Origin of the sequence: Neobacillus paridis (assembly GCF_016765675.1) — a bacterium.
GTDB classification, from domain to species: Bacteria; Bacillota; Bacilli; order Bacillales; family Cytobacillaceae; genus Neobacillus; species Neobacillus paridis.
On the sequence record NZ_JAESWB010000168.1, the window covers coordinates 18841 to 42664 of the forward strand.

Sequence of the window (23824 nt, forward strand, 5' to 3'; positions counted from 1 at the left end):
TAATATCATTAATAGCATTATCACTGTAATTAATTGCTTTTTCTTCGAAATTTTTAGAATCCTATGATATGATAGTCTCGAACTATTACATAGGAGGAAAATATATGATACATGGACATGTCACTGCATGGGCGTTAGCGCTTATATTATTTATTGTTGCCCTTATTCTCCTGTCTAACGGAAAGACGAAGGGGGCAAAAATGGTGCAAATGATTTTACGGGTTCTTTATCTGATTATTGTTGCTACAGGTGTTGGGCTTCTCTTCAAATTAACTAATATCAATGCGATGTATATATTAAAAGCAGTCGTGGGTTTATGGATTATCGGTCTGTTTGAAGTCATTCTCAGTCGAGTTGCCAATAAGCGCAGGACCTCCGTTTTTTGGTTCCAATTTGTGATTGCCTGGGCGCTTGTATTATATTTAGGCTTTGTGAAGCTGCCAATGTCCATTTTTTATCCTGTATAAAAAACAAAAAGCTGTCAAATGGAGGTTCCCATCTGACAGCTTCTCTTTTTAGGAAATTAATTTTTCAATAATCAATCGTTTACCTGTATTAATTGTGAATTCAAAGCGGTCATTTATTTTTTCATAATAACAAAAATGGTGCTGTACATTACAAATTTCATTTTGATTATCGAAGACCATAAAATTTACTCCATCCTTACGATTTTCATCAGATAGAAAAGATAAATGGTTGTAACAATAAATACAATCAAAAATGGAAAAATTCAATGAATTTAACGTTGTGACGAATTGGATAAACGCATCATCGTTGATTCCTTCTAAAAGCCTTTCTAGTGAATAGATTAAATGCTTTCTAATTCTAACACGATCATGATCACGAAGCATCATAACCTCATTACCAATGCGGATTTTTCCTGCTTCATATAAAATACCCTTTTTCCAACGATTCAGCCGGTATATTTCCATTTCCTGCTGGAGAAAATCTTCCAACATGACAGCTTCTTCCGTTTCCTCATCAAAAAAAATCCACTGATCATTTATTTGTTCAACAGTTCCTTCTGTATAGGCCCTGTTTTGTATATCATAAAGGTGCATTCGGTGTTGTCGATTCATCGTTAACCTCCATGTCAGATGTTTCATTTTTCTTTTTAGACATCTTCCTGGAATTTTATAACTCATCATAGTTGGAAAATTTTGTTTGTGACAAGTGTAAAGGAGGGGCAGCAACTGTCAACCGATTGATCAAATCTCATTTGAATGTTTAAGATTCAAGTTAATTTCCCCTATCTTAAAATATTCCGATTTTCGCCATTCTGATACTTTGTTATGGTAGTAGCCTATTAAAATGGGCAGTTTGGAGAAAAGAAGATAAAATTTGGAATAACTACTTTCATAGATTAAAATGGTTGTAGGGAAGAGGGGGTAAATGAATGTTCAAACGAATGATTCCTATTTTCATATGCTTGTTATTAGTTTCAGCCATTCCTGCTAAGGCGGAAATGAACAAAGGAAACCGCCTGTGGCAAGATGAATCGATTTATTCCATTATGATTGACCGCTTTAATGATGGTGATACGAAAAATGATCTCGGAGTTAATACAAGAGAACCGTTAGCGTATAATGGCGGCGATTTACAGGGAATTATTGATAAACTAGATTACATACAAAGCATGGGCTTTACGGCCATTCGCTTAACACCCATTTTCGCTAATGCCCAAAATGGCTATCACGGATATTGGGTCACGGATTTTTATAAAGTGGACGAGCATTTCGGGTCACTTGAAACGTTCAAGCAGCTTGTAAAGGAAGCTCATAAGCGGAAAATGAAAGTTTTACTTGATTTTGTCACCAATAATGTTGCTAAAAGCCATCCATGGGTGAGTGATGCGGGGAAACAGAATTGGTTCCATCCGAAAAAAAGTACTGTAAACTGGAATAATCAGCAAGAGGCGGAAAATGGCTGGGTTGATGGGTTACCTGATTTAAATCAGGAAAATCCGGAGGTCAAACAATATTTGCTCGATGCGGCGAAATGGTGGATGAAAGAAACAAATATTGACGGCTATACCCTCCCTGAGGTAAATTATGTGCCGTTAAGCTTTTGGAAGGATTTCTCGGCTGCCATGAAACAAGAAAAAGCGGATTTCTTTCTAATGGGAATTCCTGCAAAAGCAACGGTTATCGATGTAAAAAGCTATCGAAACGCCGGCTTGGATACGGTATTAGATTTTACTCGCAGTCAAGAGCTCCGCAAAGTTTTTGCTGCGACTAATCAGCCGCTACCGGAAGAATATACAGATGCTGTAAATGACCAATCAGTCAATGTTACAGTAAATTTTTTGGATACCGAAAATACGGCGAGATTTACCCGCGATATTGTCAAAAAGCGGCAGTTTCCAGGTACCCGTTGGAAAACGGCGTTAACCTATTTATTTTCAACGCCTGGTATTCCGTTCATTTATTATGGGACGGATATTGCATTAAATGGTGGTGAAGTTCCCGATAATCGACAACCGATGAATTTTCGGGCAGAAAAAGAACTGATCGATTACATCAGTAAAATTAGTGAATTGCGAAATCAGCTGCCCTCTTTAACGCGGGGAACGTTTGAAATGCTTTATAACCAAAATGGAATGATGATTTATAAGAGAATTTATAAAGGGGAAACAACTGTCATTGCGATCAATAATACGACTAAATCACAAAAGGTTACCTTGACGACTGATCAGCTTGAAGGTGGTAAAGAACTGCGCGGTTTGTTGAATGGGGACCTAGTGCGCAGCCATAATGATCAGTATGTGCTCATTATCGATCGGGACATTTCCGAGCTTTACGTCCTTGCCGAAAAAACAGGGATAAATATACCATTTATTGCATCATTAATGCTGGTTGTCGTCTTATTCCTAGTATTTTTATTATTTATTCTTAAAAGAAGAAATCGAACGATAGTTGATTAAAAAAAGGCAGTGGTGAACTTTCACCGCTGCCAATTTTAGCTAATGCTTGCGCTTTTCTTATCGATAATTGATAAATTGAACATCGATACTTAAGTCGGCATCACGAACTAAGGAAATAATTTTTTGCAGATCATCGCGGCTTTTGCCACTGACACGGATTTGATCATCCTGCAGTTGGCTTTTCACTTTTAGGCCGCTGTTTTTAATGATTGTATTAATTTTCTTGGCATTCTCTTTGTCAATCCCTTGGACAAGCTTTGCCCGCTGCCGGACTGTGCCTCCGGAAGCTTTCTCGATTTTGCCATAATCAAGGTTTTTGATGGGCACGCCTCTTTTAATTAATTTACTAAGAAGAACGTCCTTTAGCTGCTCCATTTTGTATTCATCATCGGAAATCAGAACAAGCTCCTCTTTATCAAGTGAAACTTCACTTTTACTGCCTTTAAAATCATAACGGGTAGTAATTTCCTTCATCGTTTGTGTGATTGCATTGGTGACTTCGGAAAAATCCACTTTCGATACAATATCAAATGAACTATCTTTTGCCATGGCCAGCCCTCCATTTTTTAGCACATTATAAGAACTTTCATCCGTAAAAGTTTCCCTTCATGGCTTCATTATAGTAAAATAAGCACTAGTTTTACAACCTAAAGGAAGCTCCAAAAGGAAAGGGGAGTTATCATTGACATTAAAAGAATTAGTCGGTCAAACTACCATTTTAACCGTGGCACGTAAAGCGCCCTTCGGCTATTTTTTAACAGATGGAAAGGAAGATGTTTTATTACATAAAAATGAAACGGATCAACAATTGGAAGAGGGGGAACAAGTTGAGGTTTTTCTTTATGTCGATTCTGAAGGGAGACCTACAGCTTCAACTGTGATTCCTGAGGTCTCCATCGGACACTATGCATGGGTGAAGGTGACGGATGTAAAACCGGATATTGGTGTGTTTTTGAATATTGGTTTGCAAAAGGATATTTTGCTGGGGAAGGATGATCTTCCGGTCCATAAATCAGTCTGGCCGGAAACGGGCGATATGCTCTACATCACACTTCGGGTAAACCGCAGTTATCTCTTATATGCAAAGCTTGCCAGTGATCAAGTGATTCAGTCGATTTCCACAAAAGCAACGCGGTCAAGCTTTAATAAAAATATTCAGGGGTATATTTACCGAACAGCTAAAGTAGGCAGCTGGATCTATACCCTTGAAGGCTTTAAGGGCTTCATTCATGAATCACAACGAAACCAAGAACCTCGTCTCGGTGAAAAGGTGGAGGGGCGAATTATTGATATTAAAGAGGATGGAACGATTAATGTGTCACTCCTTGCCCGTAAACAGGATTCGCTGGAATTGGATGCCGCCCGTATTTATGAATATTTGATAAGCAGAAATGGAGCCATGCCGTATACGGATAAAAGTATGCCGGAGGATATAAAGGAACGTTTTGGTTTAAGCAAGGCAGCTTTCAAACGGGCATTGGGAAAATTGATGAAAGAGGGAAAGGTATATCAAGAAGGCAGCTGGACATATGAAAAGAAAAATAGTTAAAGTCTGGCACATATCCTTTTTCAAAATGACAGACACTAATATTGACAGCATTTGAAAGGGGTAGGTCGTTTTGCCACATACGTCAGATAATGATAAGAAGGCACAGGACAACAACGCATTACGTCATGAAAAAAATATGATTCGCGAAAGAAACCGCCAAGCCGGGAAAAATCAGTACTCGAAAAAGACCGACCATAAGTAAAGGAGTGAGGTACCGCCTCACTCCTTTACTTGTCGCCCTTAATTTAATCGAGGCGCCTCCGCTTTTTTCTTCTTATGGCAATTGGTTTAGAAAGAATATCGAAACCGTACCTGCACCGGTATGAGCACCGATGGCAGCGCCAATCGAGGAAACATAAACTTCTTTAGGATGAAATTCCGCTTCAATCATCGCTTTTACTTCAAGCGCTGTTTCCTCGGTATCAGCATGGCTGATGCCGATTATTTGTTGATCAAGGTTGCTGCCGCGTTCTTTCATCAGTTCAATGATCCGGCGAAACACCTTCTTTTGACCACGAATTTTTTCAATCGGAACAAGCTTTCCATCTTCGACATTTAAGATGGGCTTAATATTCAATAAACCTCCCAGAAAGGCCGATGCTTTTGAGAGTCTGCCCCCCTTTGCCAAATAATCTAAATCCTCCACGGTAAAGAGATGTTCCATATGAAGGGCTCTAAATTTTATATCCTCGACAATCTCTTCTTTCGGGACATTGGCGGCTGCCTGTCTTGCCGCTTCCATAACAATAAGTCCCTGTCCCAATGAGGCACATTTTGTATCAATAATGGTTAAGTGAAAGTTCGGATATTTTTCCTTGACTTGGTCAAGAATCATAACAGCGGTAGAATATGTTCCCGACAATTGTGAGGAAAAAGCAATATAGATACCATCTTCATTTTTTTCCGCCATCTCTGTAAAAACTTGTTCGAATAAGAGTGGAGAGGCTTGCGATGTTTTCGGGACGATCCCATTGCGAATCGCAGTATAAACGGTTTTAGGATCAATGTTTTTAACATCTTCATATTCTTCACCATTTATGTGGACATTTAATGGAATAAGTGTAACATTATGTTGTTGGTAAAAACTTTTGGGTAAATCACATGCGCTGTCAGCTAGAATTTTAACTTGCATGTTGCTCACCTGCTTTCAACGAAATTTCTATAATTTTAAGTTTATCGGTTTCAGGTAAAAAAAACAATTATCTAACTAACATCTCAGAAAATAAAGGGGGAATTTCATATGTGGCTGGAAATAAAAAAAATCGCCATTGTGATCACCGGTGCTTTTTTAACGGCGCTGGCAATGAACTTATTTCTTATACCTGCAAATGTATATTCTAGTGGTTTTACCGGAATTGCCCAATTACTCTCAAAAATTTTATCCGATTACACGCCAATACATTTATCAATTGGCTTACTATTAGTCCTGCTGAACATTCCAGTTGCGATCCTCGGCTGGAAAAAGGTTGGCAAATCATTTACGATTTATAGTATTATTAGTGTTGCCCTGTCGTCGATCTTTATCGACTTGATTCCGGTCAAGCAAATGTCACATGATATTTTGCTAAATGCTGTTTTTGGCGGGGTCATTCTTGCAGTCGGAGTAGGGATTACATTAAAATGGGGGGCATCAACTGGCGGACTTGATATTATCGCATTGGTATTATCGAGATCGAAAGATAAACCGATAGGACCTTATATGTTTGCCTTAAATGGCGTTATTATTGTCACGGCAGGATTTGTTTACGGTTGGGAAAAAGCACTTTATACGCTTGTTTTCTTATACGCTTCAACAAGAGTGGTCGATGCTATTCATACAAGTCATGCCAAACTGACGGCCTTTATTATTACGAAAAAGGCGGAAGAGATGAAAAAGGCGATCCATGCCAAACTTGTCCGCGGAATCACGATGATTCCGGCTAAGGGAGCCTTTTCAAACGAAACAAGAGATATGCTGATGATTGTCATTACACGTTACGAGCTGTTTGATTTGGAAAGGGTGATCCACGAAGTGGACCCAAATGCCTTTACCAACATTGTCCAAACAACAGGAGTTTACGGATTCTTCCGAAAGGAATAATAGAAGAAAAGCAGGTGCACCATGTTTTAGGGTGTACCTGCTTTTCTCTTTAAGTGATTTGATCAAGCTCTTGTTGCATTTCTTGGAGCTGTCTTTGTTCCGCAAAAGTGGAGTTGGCAAAAGCAGAACGCAGAGCATTTTTTGCTTTTGACACAGCACTCTCACGGTCGGCAGGGTCGGCAGATTTTGCCATCTCAACAAATCTTCGGGCATCTTGGAATAATTGGTTACCCATTGTTAAAATCCTCCAAATGAGGAGTTATCTTCATTGGCCATTTTCCGAGCCTCAGCTTCAGCATAGGTCATTTTGTAAGGAATCCTTTCAGCATGCTTGGTAACGGAATCCTTTCCCTGCTGGACAAAGCGTCGCGATTTGTTCGATCTACCCATTCGAATCCCTCCAATATGCTTAAAAGCTCTTTTGAAACAGCGCTGCTGTCTCAAGTCTAGTATGCACGATTAAAGGACGATTCATTTAGGTAAACAATGGCGACCAACTAGTTATTTTAGCTTTAACAAATCTTCAAGGTATGACGCAACCCCATCATCTTCGTTTGGCAAGGTGACGTCATTAGCGATATTTTTCAGTTGATCAATCGCGTTTCCCATCGCAATTCCATGGCCGGCATATTCAATCATTTCTAAATCATTGTCTTCGTCACCAAAAGCAATCACTCTTTCTGCCGGAATTCCATAGTAATCAGCAGCTTTTTTTAATCCGACCGCCTTATTTAAACCAGCTTTAATAATTTCAATCACATTCCATGGCGTTGCCCAGCTGCGCTGTTCAATTACTTCTGCATGAACACTTGACAAGTGGTCACGAATTTTTTGCAGTTGATCCTCTTCTGTATGGATCAGCATGCTCGTCGGTGAGTCATGGAGATAACGTATTAAATCTCCGGTAGTAATTTTCGGATTGCCATAACTAAAAATTTCCAGCAATTTCTCGTCATGATAGTGAAAATAAACATCGTCGATGACCTCGGCAATAATGTTATGCAATTGAAAGCTGCTGCATGCCTCAACGATGTCTTTAGCCACCTTTACATCTAGCGGTTCATGATAAAATCCCCAGTTTGCCTGCTGCGGATGATGGGTAAAGGCACCGTTAAAGTTGACAATTGGCGTATCCAATTGCAATTCCCGATAATACATTTCGCTTGAACGATATGGTCTTCCGGTTGCAATCATCACCAAATGACCTTCTTCTTTTGCTTTTTGCAGTACCTTTTTGGTTTTCGGCGAAATGGTTTTATCATTTTTCAATAATGTTCCATCTAAATCTAAGGCAATTAAGTGTCTTTGTACCATTAGAAGACTCCCTCACTTTTAGTCCATTATGCATTGCTTTAGGAAAAAACGCAATTTCATGTTAAACTACTGACAGGAAATTTATTTTCCTTTAAACACTATGTTAACAATTTTATATCGGGACTGTAAAAAAATTCACACTCAGCTGCTAGGAAACCGTATCTGTGTGATGGAAAAAAGTTCTTTTGATATAATAGGATATATAGATATAAAAGGAGTGAAGAAAACATGAATGAGGAATTAAAAGAGAATATAATGGGGGCTCTGGAGCTTGTTATTGATCCTGAGCTTGGCATAGATATTGTTAACTTAGGTTTGGTTTACAACCTGGAAATGGATGACGAAGGCATTTTGACTGTTACAATGACGTTAACAGCAATGGGTTGTCCGCTTGCTGGAACAATCGTAGATCAAGTGAAAAGGGCATTGGCGGATATCCCCGAAATTAAAGATGTGGATGTCAACATTGTTTGGAATCCGCCATGGAATAAGGACATGATGTCACGCTATGCAAAAATTGCTTTAGGAATTCGCTAAGGAGTTACAGTTACATGAATAATAAAGTGATCTTAGTCAGCTCCAATCAGCTTGGCGGGGGCGATCAAATCTTAGGAGAAAACATTTTAGAAACATTTTTCACGATTTTAAAGCAAAGGGACGACCTTCCTGCGGCTGTTTTTTGCATGAACAGCGGGGTCTTGACGATGACAGAAGAGTCACTCGTTTCCGTCCACTTAAAAGAACTTGAGCAAAAGGGTGTCGCTATTTTAGCGTGTAAAACATGTGCCGACCATTATGGGGTCAGTGAAAAATTAACCGTCGGTAAGATAAGCGGCATGGGAGATTTTATTGAACTGGCCGCAAAATATGAGGTATTAACCATTTCCTAAACAGCAGTTTCTACTGCTGTTTTTACTTAATTCCTTCCTTGTCTACTTAACGGTTTCCATGAACATGAACCGCTTTACAAACTCGCAGATAGCAGATTTTGGCGGGAATTCCCAATCTGGCGAAAGTGTGAGATAGTTCACTTTTCCCAAGCATAAACAGCTTTATAATATTGGATATTAAGGCAATTTTGGCCGAAATAGCCGTATTAGGAGGCGTTTGAAATGGATTTTAGCCGGGACTTTAATAAAGATCCGTTTATTGTCATTTGGGAATTGACCCGGGCTTGTCAATTAAAGTGTCTGCATTGTCGTGCCGATGCACAATATACAAGAGATCCCAGGGAGTTAACCTTTGAAGAAGGAAAAAACTTAATCGATCAAATATATGAAATGAATAATCCGCTGCTTGTGTTTACTGGTGGTGACCCGCTGATGCGGCAGGATGTATTCGACATTGCTAAATACGCGGTCGATAAAGGGGTACGGGTTTCGATGACACCTAGTGCAACCCCAAATGTGACGCTTGAAGCGATGCGTAAAGCGAAAGAGGTTGGTCTTTCTCGCTGGGCCTTTAGTCTAGATGGACCCACTGCCGAGATCCATGACCATTTTCGCGGGACAGCTGGCTCGTTTGACCTGACGATCGAAAGGATAAAGTATTTACATGAGCTGGAAATGCCAATTCAGATCAATACCGTTGTCTCCAGGTATAATTATGAGCATCTGGAGGAAATGGCAAAATTAGTGGAAGAGTTAAATTGCGTCCTTTGGAGCGTTTTTTTCCTCGTACCAACAGGGAGAGGGCAGGTATCTGACATGATATCTCCGGTAGAGCATGAAAAGGTGCTGCGCTGGCTGTATGATCTTAGTAAGCAAGTTTCGTTTGATATTAAAACAACCGAAGCAATGCACTATCGTCGAGTTGTCATTCAGCAGAAAATGCGGGAAGCGAAAGCGAAGACTAACGAAATCGATTATCTAGCGGCATTAACCGAAAAAGGGCTGACCGGATCGATTGATGGCTTAGGCAGGGCACCGAAAGGCGTTAATGATGGGAACGGCTTTGTATTTATTTCCCACATTGGCGATGTTTATCCGAGTGGTTTGCTCCCGGTTAAGGCTGGAAATGTTCGGGAAACTCCGCTTGCGGAAATTTATCGGGAGTCCCCCATTTTCAAGGCACTAAGAAATCCGGATGGCTTTAAGGGCAAATGCGGTGTTTGTGAATTCCGCTATGTCTGCGGCGGGTCAAGGTCAAGAGCCTACGCCATGACCGGAGACTACCTCGAAAGTGAACCATTCTGCGTTTATATTCCTAAGGCATTAAGGGAAAAGCAAGGACAATAAAGAGAAATATCATGAATAAAAGATGGTCGGGCGCTCAAGAACCCACCATCTTTTATCATAAGTCAATAAAAATATTATCATAGTGTTTAAAGTATTAGTCTTTTTTTTGTCATCATTTGATACAATAGTGATAACACGTTTCTTTAATATAACGGAGTTGAATTCAATGGAAAAAACCATTATCAAGGATAAATTAACCAGACCTTTACGGGACTTAAGAATCTCAGTTATTGACCGCTGTAATTTTCGCTGTCAATATTGTATGCCTGCTGATCAGTTTGGTCCTGATTTTGAATTCTTACCTCGAAGTGCTTTGCTGACATATGAAGAGATTGTGAGAGTTGCCAATATATTTGTTCAATTGGGGGTCGAAAAAATCCGCCTGACCGGTGGTGAACCGCTGTTAAGACGGGATTTACCAACTCTGGTAGAAAAGCTTGCCCAAATAGACGGATTAGCTGACCTTGCCTTAACGACGAATGGTGTCCTTTTACCAAAATTAGCCTGGGAGTTAAAGAAGGCTGGTTTACAGCGAGTAAATATTAGTCTGGACAGCTTGGATGACAAGCTTTTTGGAAAAATAAACGGGCGAGGAGTCGCAATTGGTCCGGTACTTGCCGGTATAGAAGCAGCAAAGCAAGCAGGACTTCGAATCAAAATTAATATGGTGGTTAAGAAAGGGTTAAATGAATCAGAAATTATTCCGATGGCAAAATATTGCAAAGCGAACGGCTTAGAACTTCGTTATATTGAATTTATGGATGTCGGTTCGACAAATGGCTGGAAAATGGATGATGTTGTCACCAAACGGCAAATCTATGAACTGTTAGAACAACATTTCGAGCTGGAGCCTGTTACTCCTGCTTATTATGGAGAAGTTGCCAAACTTTACCGCTACAAGGATCAGAACATCAATGTAGGGTTTATTACTTCAGTGTCTGAATCTTTTTGCTCAAGCTGTACTCGTGCCAGACTGTCTGCCAATGGACAAATTTTTACTTGTCTATTTAACGGAAATGGCCATGATATCCGCAATTTTATGCGGAATGGCGCTACGGATGAACAATTATCTGAGCGGATTAGCACCATTTGGAATGGACGCGATGACCGATATTCCGATGAACGAACTGCTGGGATTAACAACGACCGCAAGAAAATTGAAATGTCTTACATTGGCGGCTAAAAACAGAATTCACTATCATTTTAGTTAAAAAATGAGCCTGCAGATATACTGGCAGGCTCATTATTCACTACATATATCTCGGAAACAAAATATTATTTTCGAGATGGACATGCATAAAGGTTAATCCTTCTAATGCCTCCAACCGGGCATAAACTAAACGATAGGTACCGCAAGCGTCAAGCGGTAAAGCATAGTCGGAAGTAATGGAGCGGATTTGTCTTAAAATCTCACCGCATTGGTCATGTTCTTTTTCAAGCTCAACAATCTGATTGATTGCTTCTTGACGATTTTCAATTGTTCCCTTTTCAAGCTGTCTAATTAACGGAAAGACGGTTGCCTCTTCTTTTTCCATATGCTCAAGCAACTCTTTCTTGAATTCATTAAAAAGCTCATAGACCTTTAAAAGCTCTGGATGATTATCACCATGAACGCGGGAAACCTTCGTCACATAGGGGCTAAGGTTCTTTAATTCTTCTTCAGATACTCGATGATAATTTTCAATCACATAATCGATAATGGTGTCAGAATTAGAATCGGTCCAAACGGTTACATCTTTTTCTTCATCTTGGTATTTTTCGAAAACTTCTTTTAATTCTTCCAGCACTGTATCGATATCAAGCCCACGTTGGGAAACTGCCTGTGATAAAGGGATATTTCCGCCACAGCAAAAATCGATGCGCTTCTTTTTAAAGATATCGCTTGTTTTAGGTAATTCATTCACTATATCTCTAACTAAAGAATCAGCTGTAAATGGAAAAGACATTAGGAAATCCTCCTTTGAATCGTAAAGTTTAATAATTACTAACATAATCATAATCCAAACGAGTAAAAAACAAGGTGACCGGCATCACACTTTTGCTATGTTTTTTTCTTCTTTGTGAAATCCATTAGCGTTTTCAAATTATAGGGTTATAATGAATATTGAGATTTTGAACTGTTGAGATAGGAGCCGATGAAATTGTTTGAAAGAAGACAACCCATTCCAATTGCAGATGCAGTAAAAAAAATTATTGCTTTTCCACACCAAGCAGTAATTGAGCATGTTCCCATTGAGGAAAGTTATGGTCGTTTTTTGGCTGCGGATTTAACAGCCACCCATGATGTTCCCCATTTTGACCGATCACCGTATGATGGGTTTGCTATCCGTTCGATCGACACTGAAGGGGCGGGCATATCCAACCCGGTTGAATTCGAAGTGATTGATCACATTGGTGCAGGAGCAGTTTCTGCAAAAATAGTCAGCAGGAACCAGGCAGTCCGGATTATGACCGGTGCGATGATGCCTGAAGGAGCCGATGCGGTCGTTATGTTTGAAGTGGCACATACGTACGAAAAAAACGAAGTTCCTTTTATGTCTATTAAGCGCAGCATTAAAAAGGGCGAAAACGTTTCTTTCAGAGGAGAGGATGCCAAGGAGGGAGAGGTACTTGTCAAAAAAGGAATATCGATTAACCCAGGAATTCAAGCTATGCTTGCGACTTTTGGCTACAACCAAGTACCAGTGGCTAAAAAGCCGCTTGTTGGTCTATTTGCTACCGGTACCGAATTACTGGAAGTTGATGAGCCTTTAGTGCCCGGAAAAATTCGTAATAGTAACTCCTATATGATTGCAGCACAAATTGCCAGATCCGGGGGAACCTGTCGTTACTTCGGTAAACTTCCGGATGAATTTGATACGTGTTTTACGGCAGTGAAGAATGCAATCGATAAAGTAGATTTTCTGATTACGACAGGAGGAGTGTCTGTTGGCGATTATGACTTTCTTCCGGAAATTTATCAAAAATTAGGCGCTGAAGTCCTTTTTAATAAAGTAGCCATGCGTCCTGGCAGTGTGACAACCGTTGCCCGTCATAACGGCAAGCTGTTATTTGGACTTTCCGGCAATCCATCAGCATGTTATGTCGGGTTTGAATTGTTTGTTAGACCCGTTATTCGAATCGCCCTTTGTTCGCCAAAGCCACATCTAAGAAAGGAAAAAGCAATCCTTGAAGTAGACTTTCCAAAGGCGAATCCATTTACAAGATTGGTCCGCAGCACCGTCTATTTGGAGGATGGAAGATTAAAGGTGGTCCCTAGCGGATTAGATAAATCAAATATTATTATGAGCCTTTCTGGGGCTAATGCTTTGACGATACTGCCTGGGGGGACGAGAGGTTTTACCGCGGGCAGTGAAGTTACGGTACTCTTGCTTGAAGATCAGACTGGTAGTGAATGGCCTTGGTAAATGCTGTTGTATTTCAAGTTGTTGGTTTTCAAAATAGCGGGAAAACAACGTTTATTAGGAAATTAATAGCAACCCTAGCTAATAATGGGGTAAAAACAGCAGTCATCAAACATCACGGTCATGGAGGAAAACCGGATGTCCTGGAACACAAGGATTCCAGTAAACATGTCAGTGCCGGTGCTATAGCAGCGATCACAGCTGGTGATGGCCGCTTGCTTCTTCAGGCAGAAGGACAGGAATTAAGTTTGCCAGAGCAAATACAACTGTTAGATTTCTTCCATCCCGATTTGATTTTGATTGAAGGTCATAAGTTTTCGGGATATCCGAAGGTGGTATTACTAAAAGAAATCGGCGATGTCGATTTATTGCATAGGTTGACAAACATTAAGGCGGTCATATACTGGCAGGAAGAAATAAAGGATTTGGTCAAAGGATGGTTCGATCTTCCATGCTTTTCCATAAATGATCGATCTGCCGAACAATTTATTGTCGAGAGATGTACCGATGCTGTACATAAGAATAAGTAGCAGAATACTAAATCAGGTAAAGGAAAAAATCGGCCACTCGGGCCGATTTTTTATATAAAAAGGTTAATCAATCTTACAAATTTCTACTGGGCAATCCTCACAGTCAACTTCTTGTTTTAAATACTCTACATCGTGAACTGTAATCGTACCCTTTGCAATCGAGATAATTTCATGTTTTTTCAAATCACTGAGCAGCCGGTTTACTACCTCCCTCGAGGTACCGCAGAAATTGGCTAATTCCTGATTCGTCAACGGCAAGTCAATGACTATCCCATTGCTGGCAGTGATTCCATAGCTGTTGCAAAGACGTATTAAGGTTGAGTATAAGGCCCCTTTTTTTCCGTACAAAACAAGATCACGAAACTTTGTTTGTGTTTTTCGCGATTGCAGGCTCATCCATTGGATGAATTCAAAAGAAAGGGGAAGATCCTCTGATAATTTTTTCTCGAGTTCCTCTCTCATAATAACCGCTACTTCACCACTCTCGGCGACACGAGCACTTAATAAATACCGCGGCGAAGAAGAGAACAAGTTTAACTCGCCGATAAAATCACCATGGCTGCACATTCTTAAAGTAAGCTCCCGGCCATCGGGGATAATTTTACTCAGTTGAAGGACACCGCTTTGGACAATAAATAGTTCCTCAGCATGACTTCCCTCCCGGAATAAGAAGTCCCCTTTTTTCATTTTTTTAACGTAGTGAACCAGTTCAAAAAGACGTGAGAGTGTAACTGGAATTTCATTGATTGACTGTTGCATAATTTTAACCACCTTTACAGGTACGAATCAGGCCTGAAAATGAAACTGTTCGGTGAAATTAACATGATATTACCATAAGTATATTGTTTACAAGGAATAAATAGCAATAATTGTAGAATAAATTCATATAATCTTCATAAAAAGTATTTCTTAGGAAATAATGTCGATTCGTTAGTCAAATTGAAAGAAATTCCTTTATTGGACCGATATTAAAAGGTAATACTACAAATGTTAATAATAAGGAGGGATGAAAATGGGACAAAATCGACAATTTAAACCGGGAGACAAGGCACCGAATAACGGTGTCTATATTGAAGTCGGAGATACAGGGAGCAATGTGATTAACCCTAAAAAAATAAAGCTTAAAGCCGGAGATCCATTTCCAGAAAACTCGAATGATGAGAGGGTTTGGACCTATCAAAGGAAACCATGATAGAAAAAGATAAAGTCATCCCAAAATGGATGGCTTTATCTTTTACTTTTAATGGAGGATTTTCTATAATAAAGTTAATAGGTCAAAAAAGGTCAAAGGATGTGAAAAATGTGGATATAAACCGGATGACAGAGCGGCTGCAACAAGGGATTATGGACGCACAGACATTAGCAATTAAAAAGAATCACCAAGAAATTGATGAGGCCCATTTATTCTTGTGCTTAATCGATCAAGAGGATAGCTTGATTTCCATGATATTGGAACGAACTGGAGTCCCTTCGCAAGAAGTGAAGGAACGTTTATTAAAGTCACTAGCGAAAAAGCCTGAAGTTAGCGGGAGTGGAGCTGAGCAGGGAAAACTTTATATCACTAATAAAATGCAAAAGTTATTGGTTAATGCTGAGGAATTTGCCAAAAATTTCTCCGATGAGTATATTTCCGTCGAACATATTCTGTTAGCTGCTGTTAATGCAAGTGAATCCGAATTAAAAAAAATCATCCAATCCTATGGCCGTTCTGCCGAAGACATTCTCAAAACAATAAAAGAGATAAGGGGGAATCAAAGGGTGACATCACAAAATCCGGAATCTGGATACGATGCGTTGAAAAAGTACGGAAGGGATCTTGTCGCAGAGGTAAAGGCGGGTAAGCTGGATCCGGTGATCGGCAGGGATGCGGAAATCCGTAATGTGATTCGAATTTTATCACGGAAGACAAAAAATAATCCTGTGTTAATCGGTGAACCTGGCGTTGGAAAAACGGCCATTGTCGAGGGCTTGGCGCAAAGAATTGTTAGAAAAGATGTACCTGAAGGATTAAAAGATAAAACCATTTTTGCGCTTGATATGAGTTCACTCATTGCCGGTGCAAAGTTTAGAGGGGAATTTGAAGAAAGGTTAAAAGCTGTTTTAAATGAAATTAAAAAAAGCGAAGGGCAAATATTGTTGTTCATTGATGAAATTCATACAATTGTTGGCGCCGGACGAACAGACGGGGCAATGGATGCCGGAAATATGCTAAAGCCGATGCTCGCTCGTGGTGAGCTGCATTGTATTGGTGCCACAACGCTGGATGAACATCGAAAATATATTGAAAAAGACCCGGCATTAGAGCGGAGATTTCAACAGGTATTAGTCCAAGAACCGACGGTGGAAGATACAATCTCGATTTTAAGGGGCTTAAAGGAACGATTTGAGGTGCATCATGGGGTAAAAATTCATGACCATGCCTTAGTCGCAGCGGCAACTTTATCTGACCGTTATATCAGCGATCGCTTTTTACCGGATAAAGCCATCGACCTCGTTGATGAAGCATGTGCGATGATCCGTACCGAGATTGATTCGATGCCGACAGAGTTGGATGAAGTAACACGCCGGGTGATGCAGTTGGAAATTGAAGAAGCGGCCTTAAAAAAGGAACAAGATGAGGTTAGTAAACAACGGCTGGTGAGTTTGCAAAAAGAACTGGCGGATTTAAAAGAACAGGCCAATACAATGAAGGCAAAATGGCTGGAGGAGAAACAAAATATTACGAAATTACAGGAAAAACGTGAGCAAATTGAAAAACTCCGCCGCGAACTTGAACAAGCGGAAGATAAATATGATTTAAATCGGGCTGCCGAGCTCCGTCACGGCCTGATTCCAACAGCCGAGAAAGAACTTAAAGAGCTGGAAACGGCTGCGCAAAAGGATGATAAGCTGCTGCGGGAAGAGGTTACTGGTGAGGAAATTTCCAATATTGTTTCAAGATGGACAGGTATCCCGCTCGCAAAATTAGTGGAAGGGGAACGAGAAAAACTGTTGAGATTGGAATCGATTCTCCATGAAAGGGTAATTGGTCAAGATGAGGCCGTCAATCTTGTTGCCGATGCCGTATTGCGGGCTCGGGCCGGAATTAAAGATCCAAACCGGCCAATCGGTTCCTTCTTATTTCTCGGACCGACAGGGGTAGGAAAAACAGAATTGGCCAAAGCGTTAGCTGAATCTTTATTTGACAGTGAGGAGCACATCATCAGGATTGATATGTCTGAATATATGGAGAAGCACGCCGTTTCCCGGTTAATCGGCGCACCACCTGGTTATGTGGGATATGAAGAAGGTGGGCAGTTGACAGAAGCTGTCAGAAGAAGACCTTATTCCGTTATCTTAATGGACGAAATTGAGAAGGCTCATCCGGAAGTATTTAATATCCTCCTGCAGGCTTTAGATGATGGCCGTATTACCGACTCGCAAGGGCGGGTGGTAGATTTTAAAAATACGGTTATTATTATGACATCTAACATTGGTTCACAATTTTTACTCGAGCGAACAGAAAATGAAATTGAGATTTCGGAAGCGGCAAGGGCACAGGTGATGAGTCAATTAAGAGCCCATTTCCGGCCAGAGTTCTTAAATCGGGTTGATGAGACCATCCTGTTCAAACCATTAGCCTTAACGGAAATTAAGAAAATTGTTGTCAAGATGTTAAAGGAGCTCGAAAACAGATTAAAAGAACAGCAAATTCATATTTCGGTTGCCGAGGATGCAAAGGAATTTATTGCTGTAAATGGATTTGATCCAAATTATGGAGCGAGACCATTGAAGCGTTATATTCAACGAAATATTGAAACAATGCTTGCCCGTGAAATAATTGCCGGAAATGTCTACGATGGGTCGCAAGTTGAGATTATTACTGAAAATGGTAAACTGGCAATCCAAATTAATAAATGAAAACTCGCCGATTGGCGAATCTTTTAGGACGGTTCATGAGGCGTAGTTGAATTTATGCTTTCTTATTAGCTAAAAAATAATCAATTAAAAAGGTCTTCCATCATAAAATGGAAGACCTTTTTGTTCAATGTTTTTCTACCGGCTGATTTGGAATAACTGCACCCACAATGAAAACAAAGATCGAAACGACTACAGAGATGACAGCTGCAGTTACAAAGTCAAATTCGGCACCTTTCATCGAACTAACTACGTATGCAAGCATTTCAACTAGAAAAAACGACCAAAAGAATGTCCAAAAATAACGCAAGATTTTTCACCTACCTATTTCAATCCTTTATAATATTACCATATCCATTCAAAATAATAAACATATAGATCCAACGGTTTATCCTAAAAATTAGGCTAACTCCCTTACATCTTTTGTGAACCAACATACAATATGGTGAGGAAATATGTAAAAGGAGATTTACCGATGGAAAGTCGAGCGTTTATGATGGATACCCAATGGAATATTATTTATTACCCTGAAAGACCTACTGGATTTGCGGTTTTCATCATTGGTGACGAAAGACATTTTGTTGAAGAGAGCAAATGCTTTTGGACGCAAAATGAAGGTAAACAAGCTATCTTAAATGAGCTGAAAGATGCAGGGTACACCATTTTTTCCTCGAATCTGTATGGTCGGCACTGGGGAAGCCAACATGCTGTTGATCTGGCCCAGCGGGTTTATGAGAAAGTCATTCGCAGCGAGATTCTTAATACCAAGATTCATATTTTAGCAGAAGGAATGGGAGCACTTGTTGCACTAAAGCTTATTGAAAAAATGGGTGAATCAATAAGGTCGATCATCCTCATTAACCCGATCTTATCTTTAAAACACCAACTTGAGCAGGAAAAAGAGCATAAATTTTTTTATAAAAAACTCATTAGAGAACTAACGGCAGCTTATCAAATGGAGCAAAAAGAGCTTGAAGCTAAAATTGCCCAGTTGAGTGACCAGATTCAACTCCCTGAAAAAATATCGGTAAAGGTTATTCATGTCCTCGCAGGGGGCAGATCTTATAATCAGGCTAAACAATATAAGAACCTCTTGCAATCATTAACAACTAACCCAACCTTTATCGTTCCTGAAAAAAAACAACGGATCGGAAAAATTTGCATCGACTTTTATCAACTAAATGAATCAGAACTATAATCCCACCTCCTCAGTAGAAATAATTCCTTCGTGAGTCGCATACGATACACTAAGGTTAGATTGAGGAGGTAAAACTTATGGACAAGGCCGTAATTGTCGGTAGTTATCATTTTGTAGGCTTTGAGCTCTGTCAATCATTATTGAATAAAGGAATTGAAGTTACCGGCATTCCTCTTGCAGCAAAGTCCGATCCATTTCTGGAGGATAAAAAACTGGAAATTGGCCGAAATGCAAATTTTACCGAAATTTCCATCTCACAGTTAAACATTCATATGGATGAGGATATTAATAAGGAACAAATAGTTATTTTTTCACTATATGATCTTTACATGGAGCAGGAAGAGTCACTATTACAAGTTGTTTTTGAGCCAGTAACGCAATATGTAAAACAGAATAAAGATCATACAAAAATGGTGATCCTCATCCCAATACAGAAATTGTGCGAAAATATCCGTTATATAGATGAGTTTCTTGAACAAACGCGGGAGTGCGTTAATCATACACTATATATTTATCTTCCGGCGGTTTTCGGTCCGTGGCAGCCGCCGGTATTTCTATTTCACCAAGCGATTATCTCCTCATCGCAGGAAGGGACTATTTCATTATCGGAACGGGAATGGACTGAAGATACTTTATATGTTACCGATGTTGCGGAGGCTATTTTTGACCTGATTGAATCAGGTGAACCAGGTCATTTTCTACTGGAAAGCGGCAGCAAACAATATCAGGAACAATGCGCCGCGTATGTAAAAGAAAAAATAGCGTTAACCGTTAACCCTCGTTCCCTGCCAATTGATGCCCAAATTCGCAAAGTTTCTTTGAAAAACTTAACCCCATTTCCTGAGGCCATTACCAAACAAGAGGAGCATGTGAAATATTATTATAAAAACCAAGTTTAACCTTGTACTCCAAAGCTAGTTGAATGATATAACAACATAAAGCTGCCCGCTCAAAAATAGGGCAGCTTTATTTCTTTTTCCAGAACTTTTCAATATGCGGGTACACCTGTTGAAATAAAGGCTTTAATCCGCGGACAGACTCGATTAGTGTATCGATATTAACGATTAAGGCTTCCAGGTCAATATCATTTTGCTTAGTTGGAGGAAGGTCTATTGGCTGCTGAGCGGGGAACTGTCTTGATAACTGTTCTGCTCTCTTTGGACCAAACATTAAAGTAGTAAAGGGGTCGGCAACATCCTGTTGTCGATCTGGTTTATCATATTGATCATTCGATTCCTCCAGGCCTGCAAAATTCTCTGGCTCAATCTGCTCCTCAAGATCATTTATTTCCTTGTCATCCATCAAAAGTCCTCCTTTTCACTGCATCCTACTCATTAAAATATGAACGAATGACTCAATCGGAATGTACATTAGCGGAAATAGGAGAGTGGAAACAGTTGCGAAATGAATGTTTAATTTGATAAAATTAGTACCAAGTCATAATAATTGATGTTAAATCTTAGAATATGATCTGTTTTTAAATTTAAAGGAGTTGGAAAAATGAAAGCAGGTATTGTCGGTATGGGCAGGTATTTACCTGAAAAAGTACTTACTAATCATGATTTGGAAAAAATGATGGACACCACCGACGAGTGGATTCGAACACGAACAGGCATTGAAGAGCGGCGGATCGCAGCTGACGATATTAATACCTCGGATATGGCCTTTTTCGCGGCCCAACAGGCGATTGAAAATGCAGCTATAACGCCTGAAGAAATCGATTTAATTTTGGTTGCGACGGTTACACCTGATTCGCCTTTCCCATCAGTTGCCTGTAGAATTCAAGAGCGGCTGGGAGCAAAAAAAGCGGCTGCAATGGATATTAGTGCCGCCTGTGCCGGTTTTATGTATGGATTGGTAACCGCCAAACAATTCATTGAATCCGGCGTTTATAAGTATATTTTGGTTGTCGGTGTTGAGAAGCTTTCGAAAATCACCGATTGGACAGACCGCAATACTGCCGTTCTATTTGGCGATGCTGCCGGAGCCGCGATCGTTGGTCCTGTTTCGGAAAATCGCGGCATCCTGGCTTTTGAATTAGGGGCCGATGGAACGGGAGGAAAACATTTATACCAAGACGAATATATCATTATGAACGGTCGCGAAGTATTTAAATTTGCCGTAAGACAAATGGGTGAGAGTTGTATTCATGTATTGGAAAAAGCGGGATTGAAAAAAGAAGATGTTGATTTTCTGATCCCTCACCAAGCTAACATAAGGATCATGGAGGCTTCACGACAAAGATTAGAGCTTCCGGAAGAAAAAATGTCCAAAACTGTAAATAAATACGGCAATACATCAGCTGCATCCATCCCGGTTTCACTCATTGAAGATTTGGAAGCAGGTAGAATTAAAGATGATGACATTATTGTGATGGTCGGATTTGGCGGCGGCCTAACCTGGGGAGCCATTGCCATCCGCTGGGGTAAATAGTAAAGTTCAACTACTTTGTGAAATTCAACTTTTTGTAAATGCTTGGTAAAGGAGATGCACAAATGGAAAAACGTAGAGTTGTCGTAACAGGCGTTGGAGCGGTAACACCACTTGGAAACGATGTTGAAACAACTTGGAAAGGAATTTTGGCCGGTAAATCGGGGGTTGGTCCTTTAACAAGGGTTAATGCTGATGAATATCCGGCTAAGGTTGCGGCCGAAGTAAAAGATTTTAATCCGGAACTGTTTATGGAAAAAAAAGACGCTAGAAAAATGGATCGATTTACGCAATTTGCTGTTGCCAGCGCAATTATGGCAGTTAAGGATGCCACCTTAACGATTAATGAAGAGAATGCTCATCGTGTCGGAGTATGGATTGGTTCCGGCATTGGTGGGATGGAGACGTTTGAACAGCAATTTGAAATCTTTCAAAAAAGAGGGTATAAGCGTGTCAGTCCATTCTTCGTACCCATGTTAATTCCAGACATGGCCACCGGTCAGGTTTCAATCACCCTTGGAGCAAAAGGCTTTAATTCCTGCACCGTGACCGCCTGTGCAACGGGAACAAATTCGATTGGAGACGCCTTTAAAGTAATTCAGCGTGGAGACGCTGATGTTATGATTACAGGCGGGGCGGAGGCACCAATCACTCGGATGTCTGTCGCCGGTTTCTGTGCCAATACGGCACTTTCCACCAATCCGGATCCACAAACCGCAAGCAGACCATTCGATAAAAACCGTGATGGCTTTGTGATTGGAGAGGGTGCAGGGATTGTCGTTCTTGAAGAATTAGAGCATGCCTTAGCCCGTGGTGCTAAAATTTACGCTGAAATTGTTGGCTATGGAGCCACTGGAGATGCCTATCATATAACAGCTCCAGCTCCAAATGGCGAGGGAGGTGCCCGGGCGATGAGAATGGCAATTACCGATTCAGGATTAAATCCAGAGGATATTGATTACATTAATGCCCATGGTACAAGTACGGAATATAATGATAAATTTGAAACCCTTGCTGTAAAAGAAGTATTAGGTGACCATGCCTATAAAGTTGCAATGAGCTCAACGAAATCAATGACTGGCCATTTGCTCGGTGCGGCGGGGGGAGTAGAAGCAATTTTTACTGTCTTGGCGATGAAGGATGGTATCCTGCCGCCAACGATTAATTATCAAACCCCTGATCCGGATTGTGATCTTGACTATGTAACAAATGCAGCCCGTCCGAAGGAAATTAAGGCAGCGATGAGTAACTCATTAGGCTTCGGCGGCCATAACGCAACAATCGTATTTAAAAAATATGAATAAAAAAATCCCCACCAAAAGGCTCACACACGCCATGGGTGGGGATTTTTTTCAGGAGTTCAATCTATACCGTTAAATCTCCGTCTTCCCGAACATCCCTTTAACTCAGTCATAAACTAAAAATAGTTAACTAAACGTAAATGGGGTGCTCAAAATGGGGATTATCCGGACAGATGAATGGTTGAAAGAGGACTTCGACCGTCCGGTCAAAATCTGTGAATCGCTCCTTCCCTACTTTAAAGGGCTGAAAGCAAATGAGATATACAATCTGCTGTTAAAATACGGGATGTACCGACCAGGTTGGCGGACACAGAAAAATTTGGAATCAATGATTGAAAATAATATCTGGAATCAGGTCGAGAAAATATTTTTTAAATATAAAACCAAGTGGTCAGGAACTAATATACCTATATTTATCTTTCCCTTGGAGCAAAAAGGGGGGATTTTTTTCAGACAGGAAGTAAGAAATAAAGCAGGGGTTTCATTTCCGGATAAAATGTTCCTGTTTTTGTCGCATTATGATGATCCAAAGGAACTTGAAGCACTCATTGTTCATGAATATCATCATGTATGCAGACTTCGGGCATTAAATAAAAAGATGGAAGATTATACATTACTGGACTCGATTATCATTGAAGGGCTGGCTGAATATGCCGTCTTAAAAAATTGCGGCAAAGAGTATGTAGCTAATTGGTGTCATATTTATTCGGAAAGAGAATTATCCTTATTTTGGAATCATTTTCTAAAGAAACAACTGGGTAAGAAAAAAACAGAAAGGATTCATGATGAGCTCCTCTATGGCGGTGGAAGGATACCAGCATTGCTTGGATATGCTGCCGGGTATAATATTGTAAGGAATTTTTTTAAATCAGAAAATTATTCTACAAAACTATCTTTTAACATTCCAGCAGCGAATTTTATCGAAAAAATGGAAATATAACAGTAGAGAAGCCCATAAAAT

Annotated in this window: 28 protein-coding genes; 18 read left to right on the top strand and 10 right to left on the bottom strand. The window is 40.1% G+C overall.

The window, feature by feature from the left end; all coding sequences use genetic code 11:
* Positions 1 to 104 precede the first annotated feature (104 nt).
* Positions 105 to 467 (top strand): YisL family protein, encoded by a 363-nt coding sequence (locus JK635_RS09045; protein WP_202653634.1) that lies wholly within the window; start codon positions 105 to 107, stop codon positions 465 to 467.
* A gap of 48 nt (positions 468 to 515) precedes the next feature.
* Here the strand turns inward: JK635_RS09045 and JK635_RS09050 are convergent, their stop codons facing one another.
* Positions 516 to 1079, bottom strand: coding sequence for a DUF2777 domain-containing protein (locus JK635_RS09050; protein ID WP_202653635.1), 564 nt, complete (start codon positions 1077 to 1079; stop codon positions 516 to 518).
* A gap of 317 nt (positions 1080 to 1396) precedes the next feature.
* Here JK635_RS09050 and JK635_RS09055 point away from each other — a divergent pair, with 317 nt between their 5' ends.
* The gene (locus tag JK635_RS09055) at positions 1397 to 2923 is read left to right on the top strand and encodes an alpha-amylase family glycosyl hydrolase (RefSeq protein WP_202653636.1); all 1527 of its coding nucleotides are present in this window, start codon (positions 1397 to 1399) and stop codon (positions 2921 to 2923) included.
* A gap of 57 nt (positions 2924 to 2980) precedes the next feature.
* On the opposite strand, the gene JK635_RS09060 is transcribed toward JK635_RS09055, so the two are convergent.
* A complete protein-coding gene (locus JK635_RS09060) occupies positions 2981 to 3472 on the bottom strand; it encodes a YajQ family cyclic di-GMP-binding protein (RefSeq protein ID WP_202653637.1) in 492 nt (163 codons plus the stop codon).
* Positions 3473 to 3605: 133 nt separating this feature from the next.
* On the opposite strand from JK635_RS09060, the gene JK635_RS09065 reads away from it, so the two are divergent.
* Complete coding sequence (locus JK635_RS09065; protein ID WP_202653638.1) at positions 3606 to 4472, top strand: CvfB family protein; 867 nt, start codon at positions 3606 to 3608, stop codon at positions 4470 to 4472.
* A 70-nt stretch (positions 4473 to 4542) separates the two neighbouring features.
* Complete coding sequence (locus tag JK635_RS09070; RefSeq protein ID WP_202653639.1) at positions 4543 to 4674, top strand: DUF3941 domain-containing protein; 132 nt, start codon at positions 4543 to 4545, stop codon at positions 4672 to 4674.
* A gap of 72 nt (positions 4675 to 4746) precedes the next feature.
* Here JK635_RS09070 and JK635_RS09075 read toward each other — a convergent pair whose 3' ends face one another.
* Positions 4747 to 5604: a DegV family protein gene (locus tag JK635_RS09075; RefSeq protein WP_202653640.1), complete on the bottom strand. Its 858-nt coding sequence runs from the start codon at positions 5602 to 5604 to the stop codon at positions 4747 to 4749.
* A 108-nt stretch (positions 5605 to 5712) separates the two neighbouring features.
* On the opposite strand from JK635_RS09075, the gene JK635_RS09080 reads away from it, so the two are divergent.
* On the top strand, positions 5713 to 6552 hold the full coding sequence (locus tag JK635_RS09080) for a YitT family protein (protein ID WP_202653641.1): 840 nt from the start codon (positions 5713 to 5715) through the stop codon (positions 6550 to 6552).
* Between the two features lie 49 nt (positions 6553 to 6601).
* Here JK635_RS09080 and JK635_RS09085 read toward each other — a convergent pair whose 3' ends face one another.
* The 3 genes from JK635_RS09085 to JK635_RS09095 all read right to left on the bottom strand — a co-directional run bounded on the left by JK635_RS09085 (position 6602) and on the right by JK635_RS09095 (position 7866).
* On the bottom strand, positions 6602 to 6787 hold the full coding sequence (locus tag JK635_RS09085; RefSeq protein ID WP_202653642.1) for a DUF3813 domain-containing protein: 186 nt from the start codon (positions 6785 to 6787) through the stop codon (positions 6602 to 6604).
* Positions 6788 to 6789: 2 nt separating this feature from the next.
* Positions 6790 to 6942, bottom strand: a complete 153-nt coding sequence (locus tag JK635_RS09090) for a hypothetical protein (protein WP_202653643.1) — start codon at positions 6940 to 6942, stop codon at positions 6790 to 6792.
* 111 nt (positions 6943 to 7053) lie between these two features.
* On the bottom strand, positions 7054 to 7866 hold the full coding sequence (locus tag JK635_RS09095) for a Cof-type HAD-IIB family hydrolase (protein ID WP_202653644.1): 813 nt from the start codon (positions 7864 to 7866) through the stop codon (positions 7054 to 7056).
* A gap of 228 nt (positions 7867 to 8094) precedes the next feature.
* On the opposite strand from JK635_RS09095, the gene JK635_RS09100 reads away from it, so the two are divergent.
* The 4 genes from JK635_RS09100 (at position 8095) to moaA (ending at position 11286) form a co-directional block, all read left to right on the top strand.
* Positions 8095 to 8403, top strand: a complete 309-nt coding sequence (locus tag JK635_RS09100; RefSeq protein ID WP_202653645.1) for a metal-sulfur cluster assembly factor — start codon at positions 8095 to 8097, stop codon at positions 8401 to 8403.
* Positions 8404 to 8417: 14 nt separating this feature from the next.
* Positions 8418 to 8756, top strand: coding sequence for a DsrE family protein (locus JK635_RS09105; protein ID WP_202653646.1), 339 nt, complete (start codon positions 8418 to 8420; stop codon positions 8754 to 8756).
* Between the two features lie 222 nt (positions 8757 to 8978).
* Positions 8979 to 10103, top strand: a complete 1125-nt coding sequence (locus tag JK635_RS09110; protein WP_202653647.1) for a TIGR04053 family radical SAM/SPASM domain-containing protein — start codon at positions 8979 to 8981, stop codon at positions 10101 to 10103.
* Between the two features lie 166 nt (positions 10104 to 10269).
* Entirely contained in the window at positions 10270 to 11286 is a 1017-nt protein-coding gene (gene moaA, locus JK635_RS09115; RefSeq protein ID WP_202653648.1) for a GTP 3',8-cyclase MoaA, read from the top strand.
* Positions 11287 to 11353: 67 nt separating this feature from the next.
* Here moaA and ric read toward each other — a convergent pair whose 3' ends face one another.
* Positions 11354 to 12049 carry an iron-sulfur cluster repair di-iron protein gene (ric, locus tag JK635_RS09120; protein ID WP_202653649.1) on the bottom strand — a complete coding sequence of 232 codons (696 nt, stop codon included), beginning with the start codon at positions 12047 to 12049 and terminating at the stop codon, positions 11354 to 11356.
* Positions 12050 to 12244: 195 nt separating this feature from the next.
* Here ric and JK635_RS09125 point away from each other — a divergent pair, with 195 nt between their 5' ends.
* Both JK635_RS09125 and mobB read left to right on the top strand, forming a co-directional pair.
* Entirely contained in the window at positions 12245 to 13510 is a 1266-nt protein-coding gene (locus JK635_RS09125) for a molybdopterin molybdotransferase MoeA (RefSeq protein WP_202653650.1), read from the top strand.
* Positions 13498 to 14037, top strand: coding sequence for a molybdopterin-guanine dinucleotide biosynthesis protein B (gene mobB / locus JK635_RS09130; protein ID WP_202653651.1), 540 nt, complete (start codon positions 13498 to 13500; stop codon positions 14035 to 14037). Before JK635_RS09125 ends, mobB begins: the two co-directional genes overlap by 13 nt.
* A gap of 63 nt (positions 14038 to 14100) precedes the next feature.
* Here the strand turns inward: mobB and JK635_RS09135 are convergent, their stop codons facing one another.
* Positions 14101 to 14796 carry a Crp/Fnr family transcriptional regulator gene (locus JK635_RS09135; RefSeq protein WP_202653652.1) on the bottom strand — a complete coding sequence of 232 codons (696 nt, stop codon included), beginning with the start codon at positions 14794 to 14796 and terminating at the stop codon, positions 14101 to 14103.
* A gap of 253 nt (positions 14797 to 15049) precedes the next feature.
* Between JK635_RS09135 and JK635_RS09140 the strand changes: the two genes are divergently transcribed.
* Together JK635_RS09140 and clpB are read left to right on the top strand one after the other, a co-directional pair.
* Positions 15050 to 15229: a YjzC family protein gene (locus JK635_RS09140; RefSeq protein WP_202653653.1), complete on the top strand. Its 180-nt coding sequence runs from the start codon at positions 15050 to 15052 to the stop codon at positions 15227 to 15229.
* A 110-nt stretch (positions 15230 to 15339) separates the two neighbouring features.
* Positions 15340 to 17937: an ATP-dependent chaperone ClpB gene (clpB, locus tag JK635_RS09145; protein WP_308078959.1), complete on the top strand. Its 2598-nt coding sequence runs from the start codon at positions 15340 to 15342 to the stop codon at positions 17935 to 17937.
* Positions 17938 to 18061: 124 nt separating this feature from the next.
* Here the strand turns inward: clpB and JK635_RS09150 are convergent, their stop codons facing one another.
* Positions 18062 to 18244 (bottom strand): YjzD family protein, encoded by a 183-nt coding sequence (locus tag JK635_RS09150; RefSeq protein ID WP_202653654.1) that lies wholly within the window; start codon positions 18242 to 18244, stop codon positions 18062 to 18064.
* 165 nt (positions 18245 to 18409) lie between these two features.
* Here JK635_RS09150 and JK635_RS09155 point away from each other — a divergent pair, with 165 nt between their 5' ends.
* Both JK635_RS09155 and JK635_RS09160 read left to right on the top strand, forming a co-directional pair.
* The gene (locus tag JK635_RS09155) at positions 18410 to 19132 is read left to right on the top strand and encodes an alpha/beta fold hydrolase (RefSeq protein ID WP_202653655.1); all 723 of its coding nucleotides are present in this window, start codon (positions 18410 to 18412) and stop codon (positions 19130 to 19132) included.
* A 77-nt stretch (positions 19133 to 19209) separates the two neighbouring features.
* Positions 19210 to 20031, top strand: coding sequence for a hypothetical protein (locus tag JK635_RS09160; protein WP_202653656.1), 822 nt, complete (start codon positions 19210 to 19212; stop codon positions 20029 to 20031).
* A 67-nt stretch (positions 20032 to 20098) separates the two neighbouring features.
* On the opposite strand, the gene JK635_RS09165 is transcribed toward JK635_RS09160, so the two are convergent.
* Complete coding sequence (locus JK635_RS09165; RefSeq protein WP_202653657.1) at positions 20099 to 20434, bottom strand: hypothetical protein; 336 nt, start codon at positions 20432 to 20434, stop codon at positions 20099 to 20101.
* A 198-nt stretch (positions 20435 to 20632) separates the two neighbouring features.
* Between JK635_RS09165 and JK635_RS09170 the strand changes: the two genes are divergently transcribed.
* The 3 genes from JK635_RS09170 (at position 20633) to JK635_RS09180 (ending at position 23803) form a co-directional block, all read left to right on the top strand.
* Positions 20633 to 21565, top strand: a complete 933-nt coding sequence (locus JK635_RS09170; protein WP_202653658.1) for a beta-ketoacyl-ACP synthase III — start codon at positions 20633 to 20635, stop codon at positions 21563 to 21565.
* Positions 21566 to 21627: 62 nt separating this feature from the next.
* On the top strand, positions 21628 to 22866 hold the full coding sequence (gene fabF / locus JK635_RS09175; RefSeq protein WP_202653659.1) for a beta-ketoacyl-ACP synthase II: 1239 nt from the start codon (positions 21628 to 21630) through the stop codon (positions 22864 to 22866).
* A 151-nt stretch (positions 22867 to 23017) separates the two neighbouring features.
* The gene (locus JK635_RS09180) at positions 23018 to 23803 is read left to right on the top strand and encodes a DUF2268 domain-containing putative Zn-dependent protease (protein WP_202653660.1); all 786 of its coding nucleotides are present in this window, start codon (positions 23018 to 23020) and stop codon (positions 23801 to 23803) included.
* Positions 23804 to 23824: the final 21 nt, after the last annotated feature.

Bases quoted from the DNA above. Each gene is read 5' to 3' on its own strand.
- JK635_RS09045 (WP_202653634.1), top strand. From the start codon at position 105: ATGATACATGGACATGTCACTGCATGGGCGTTAGCGCTTATATTATTT.
- JK635_RS09050 (WP_202653635.1), bottom strand. From the start codon at position 1,079: ATGAATCGACAACACCGAATGCACCTTTATGATATACAAAACAGGGCC.
- JK635_RS09055 (WP_202653636.1), top strand. From the start codon at position 1,397: ATGTTCAAACGAATGATTCCTATTTTCATATGCTTGTTATTAGTTTCA.
- JK635_RS09060 (WP_202653637.1), bottom strand. From the start codon at position 3,472: ATGGCAAAAGATAGTTCATTTGATATTGTATCGAAAGTGGATTTTTCC.
- JK635_RS09075 (WP_202653640.1), bottom strand. From the start codon at position 5,604: ATGCAAGTTAAAATTCTAGCTGACAGCGCATGTGATTTACCCAAAAGT.
- JK635_RS09080 (WP_202653641.1), top strand. From the start codon at position 5,713: ATGTGGCTGGAAATAAAAAAAATCGCCATTGTGATCACCGGTGCTTTT.
- JK635_RS09085 (WP_202653642.1), bottom strand. From the start codon at position 6,787: ATGGGTAACCAATTATTCCAAGATGCCCGAAGATTTGTTGAGATGGCA.
- JK635_RS09090 (WP_202653643.1), bottom strand. From the start codon at position 6,942: ATGGGTAGATCGAACAAATCGCGACGCTTTGTCCAGCAGGGAAAGGAT.
- JK635_RS09095 (WP_202653644.1), bottom strand. From the start codon at position 7,866: ATGGTACAAAGACACTTAATTGCCTTAGATTTAGATGGAACATTATTG.
- JK635_RS09100 (WP_202653645.1), top strand. From the start codon at position 8,095: ATGAATGAGGAATTAAAAGAGAATATAATGGGGGCTCTGGAGCTTGTT.
- JK635_RS09105 (WP_202653646.1), top strand. From the start codon at position 8,418: ATGAATAATAAAGTGATCTTAGTCAGCTCCAATCAGCTTGGCGGGGGC.
- JK635_RS09110 (WP_202653647.1), top strand. From the start codon at position 8,979: ATGGATTTTAGCCGGGACTTTAATAAAGATCCGTTTATTGTCATTTGG.
- moaA (WP_202653648.1), top strand. From the start codon at position 10,270: ATGGAAAAAACCATTATCAAGGATAAATTAACCAGACCTTTACGGGAC.
- ric (WP_202653649.1), bottom strand. From the start codon at position 12,049: ATGTCTTTTCCATTTACAGCTGATTCTTTAGTTAGAGATATAGTGAAT.
- mobB (WP_202653651.1), top strand. From the start codon at position 13,498: ATGGCCTTGGTAAATGCTGTTGTATTTCAAGTTGTTGGTTTTCAAAAT.
- JK635_RS09135 (WP_202653652.1), bottom strand. From the start codon at position 14,796: ATGCAACAGTCAATCAATGAAATTCCAGTTACACTCTCACGTCTTTTT.
- JK635_RS09140 (WP_202653653.1), top strand. From the start codon at position 15,050: ATGGGACAAAATCGACAATTTAAACCGGGAGACAAGGCACCGAATAAC.
- JK635_RS09155 (WP_202653655.1), top strand. From the start codon at position 18,410: ATGGAAAGTCGAGCGTTTATGATGGATACCCAATGGAATATTATTTAT.
- JK635_RS09160 (WP_202653656.1), top strand. From the start codon at position 19,210: ATGGACAAGGCCGTAATTGTCGGTAGTTATCATTTTGTAGGCTTTGAG.
- JK635_RS09165 (WP_202653657.1), bottom strand. From the start codon at position 20,434: ATGGATGACAAGGAAATAAATGATCTTGAGGAGCAGATTGAGCCAGAG.
- JK635_RS09170 (WP_202653658.1), top strand. From the start codon at position 20,633: ATGAAAGCAGGTATTGTCGGTATGGGCAGGTATTTACCTGAAAAAGTA.
- fabF (WP_202653659.1), top strand. From the start codon at position 21,628: ATGGAAAAACGTAGAGTTGTCGTAACAGGCGTTGGAGCGGTAACACCA.
- JK635_RS09180 (WP_202653660.1), top strand. From the start codon at position 23,018: ATGGGGATTATCCGGACAGATGAATGGTTGAAAGAGGACTTCGACCGT.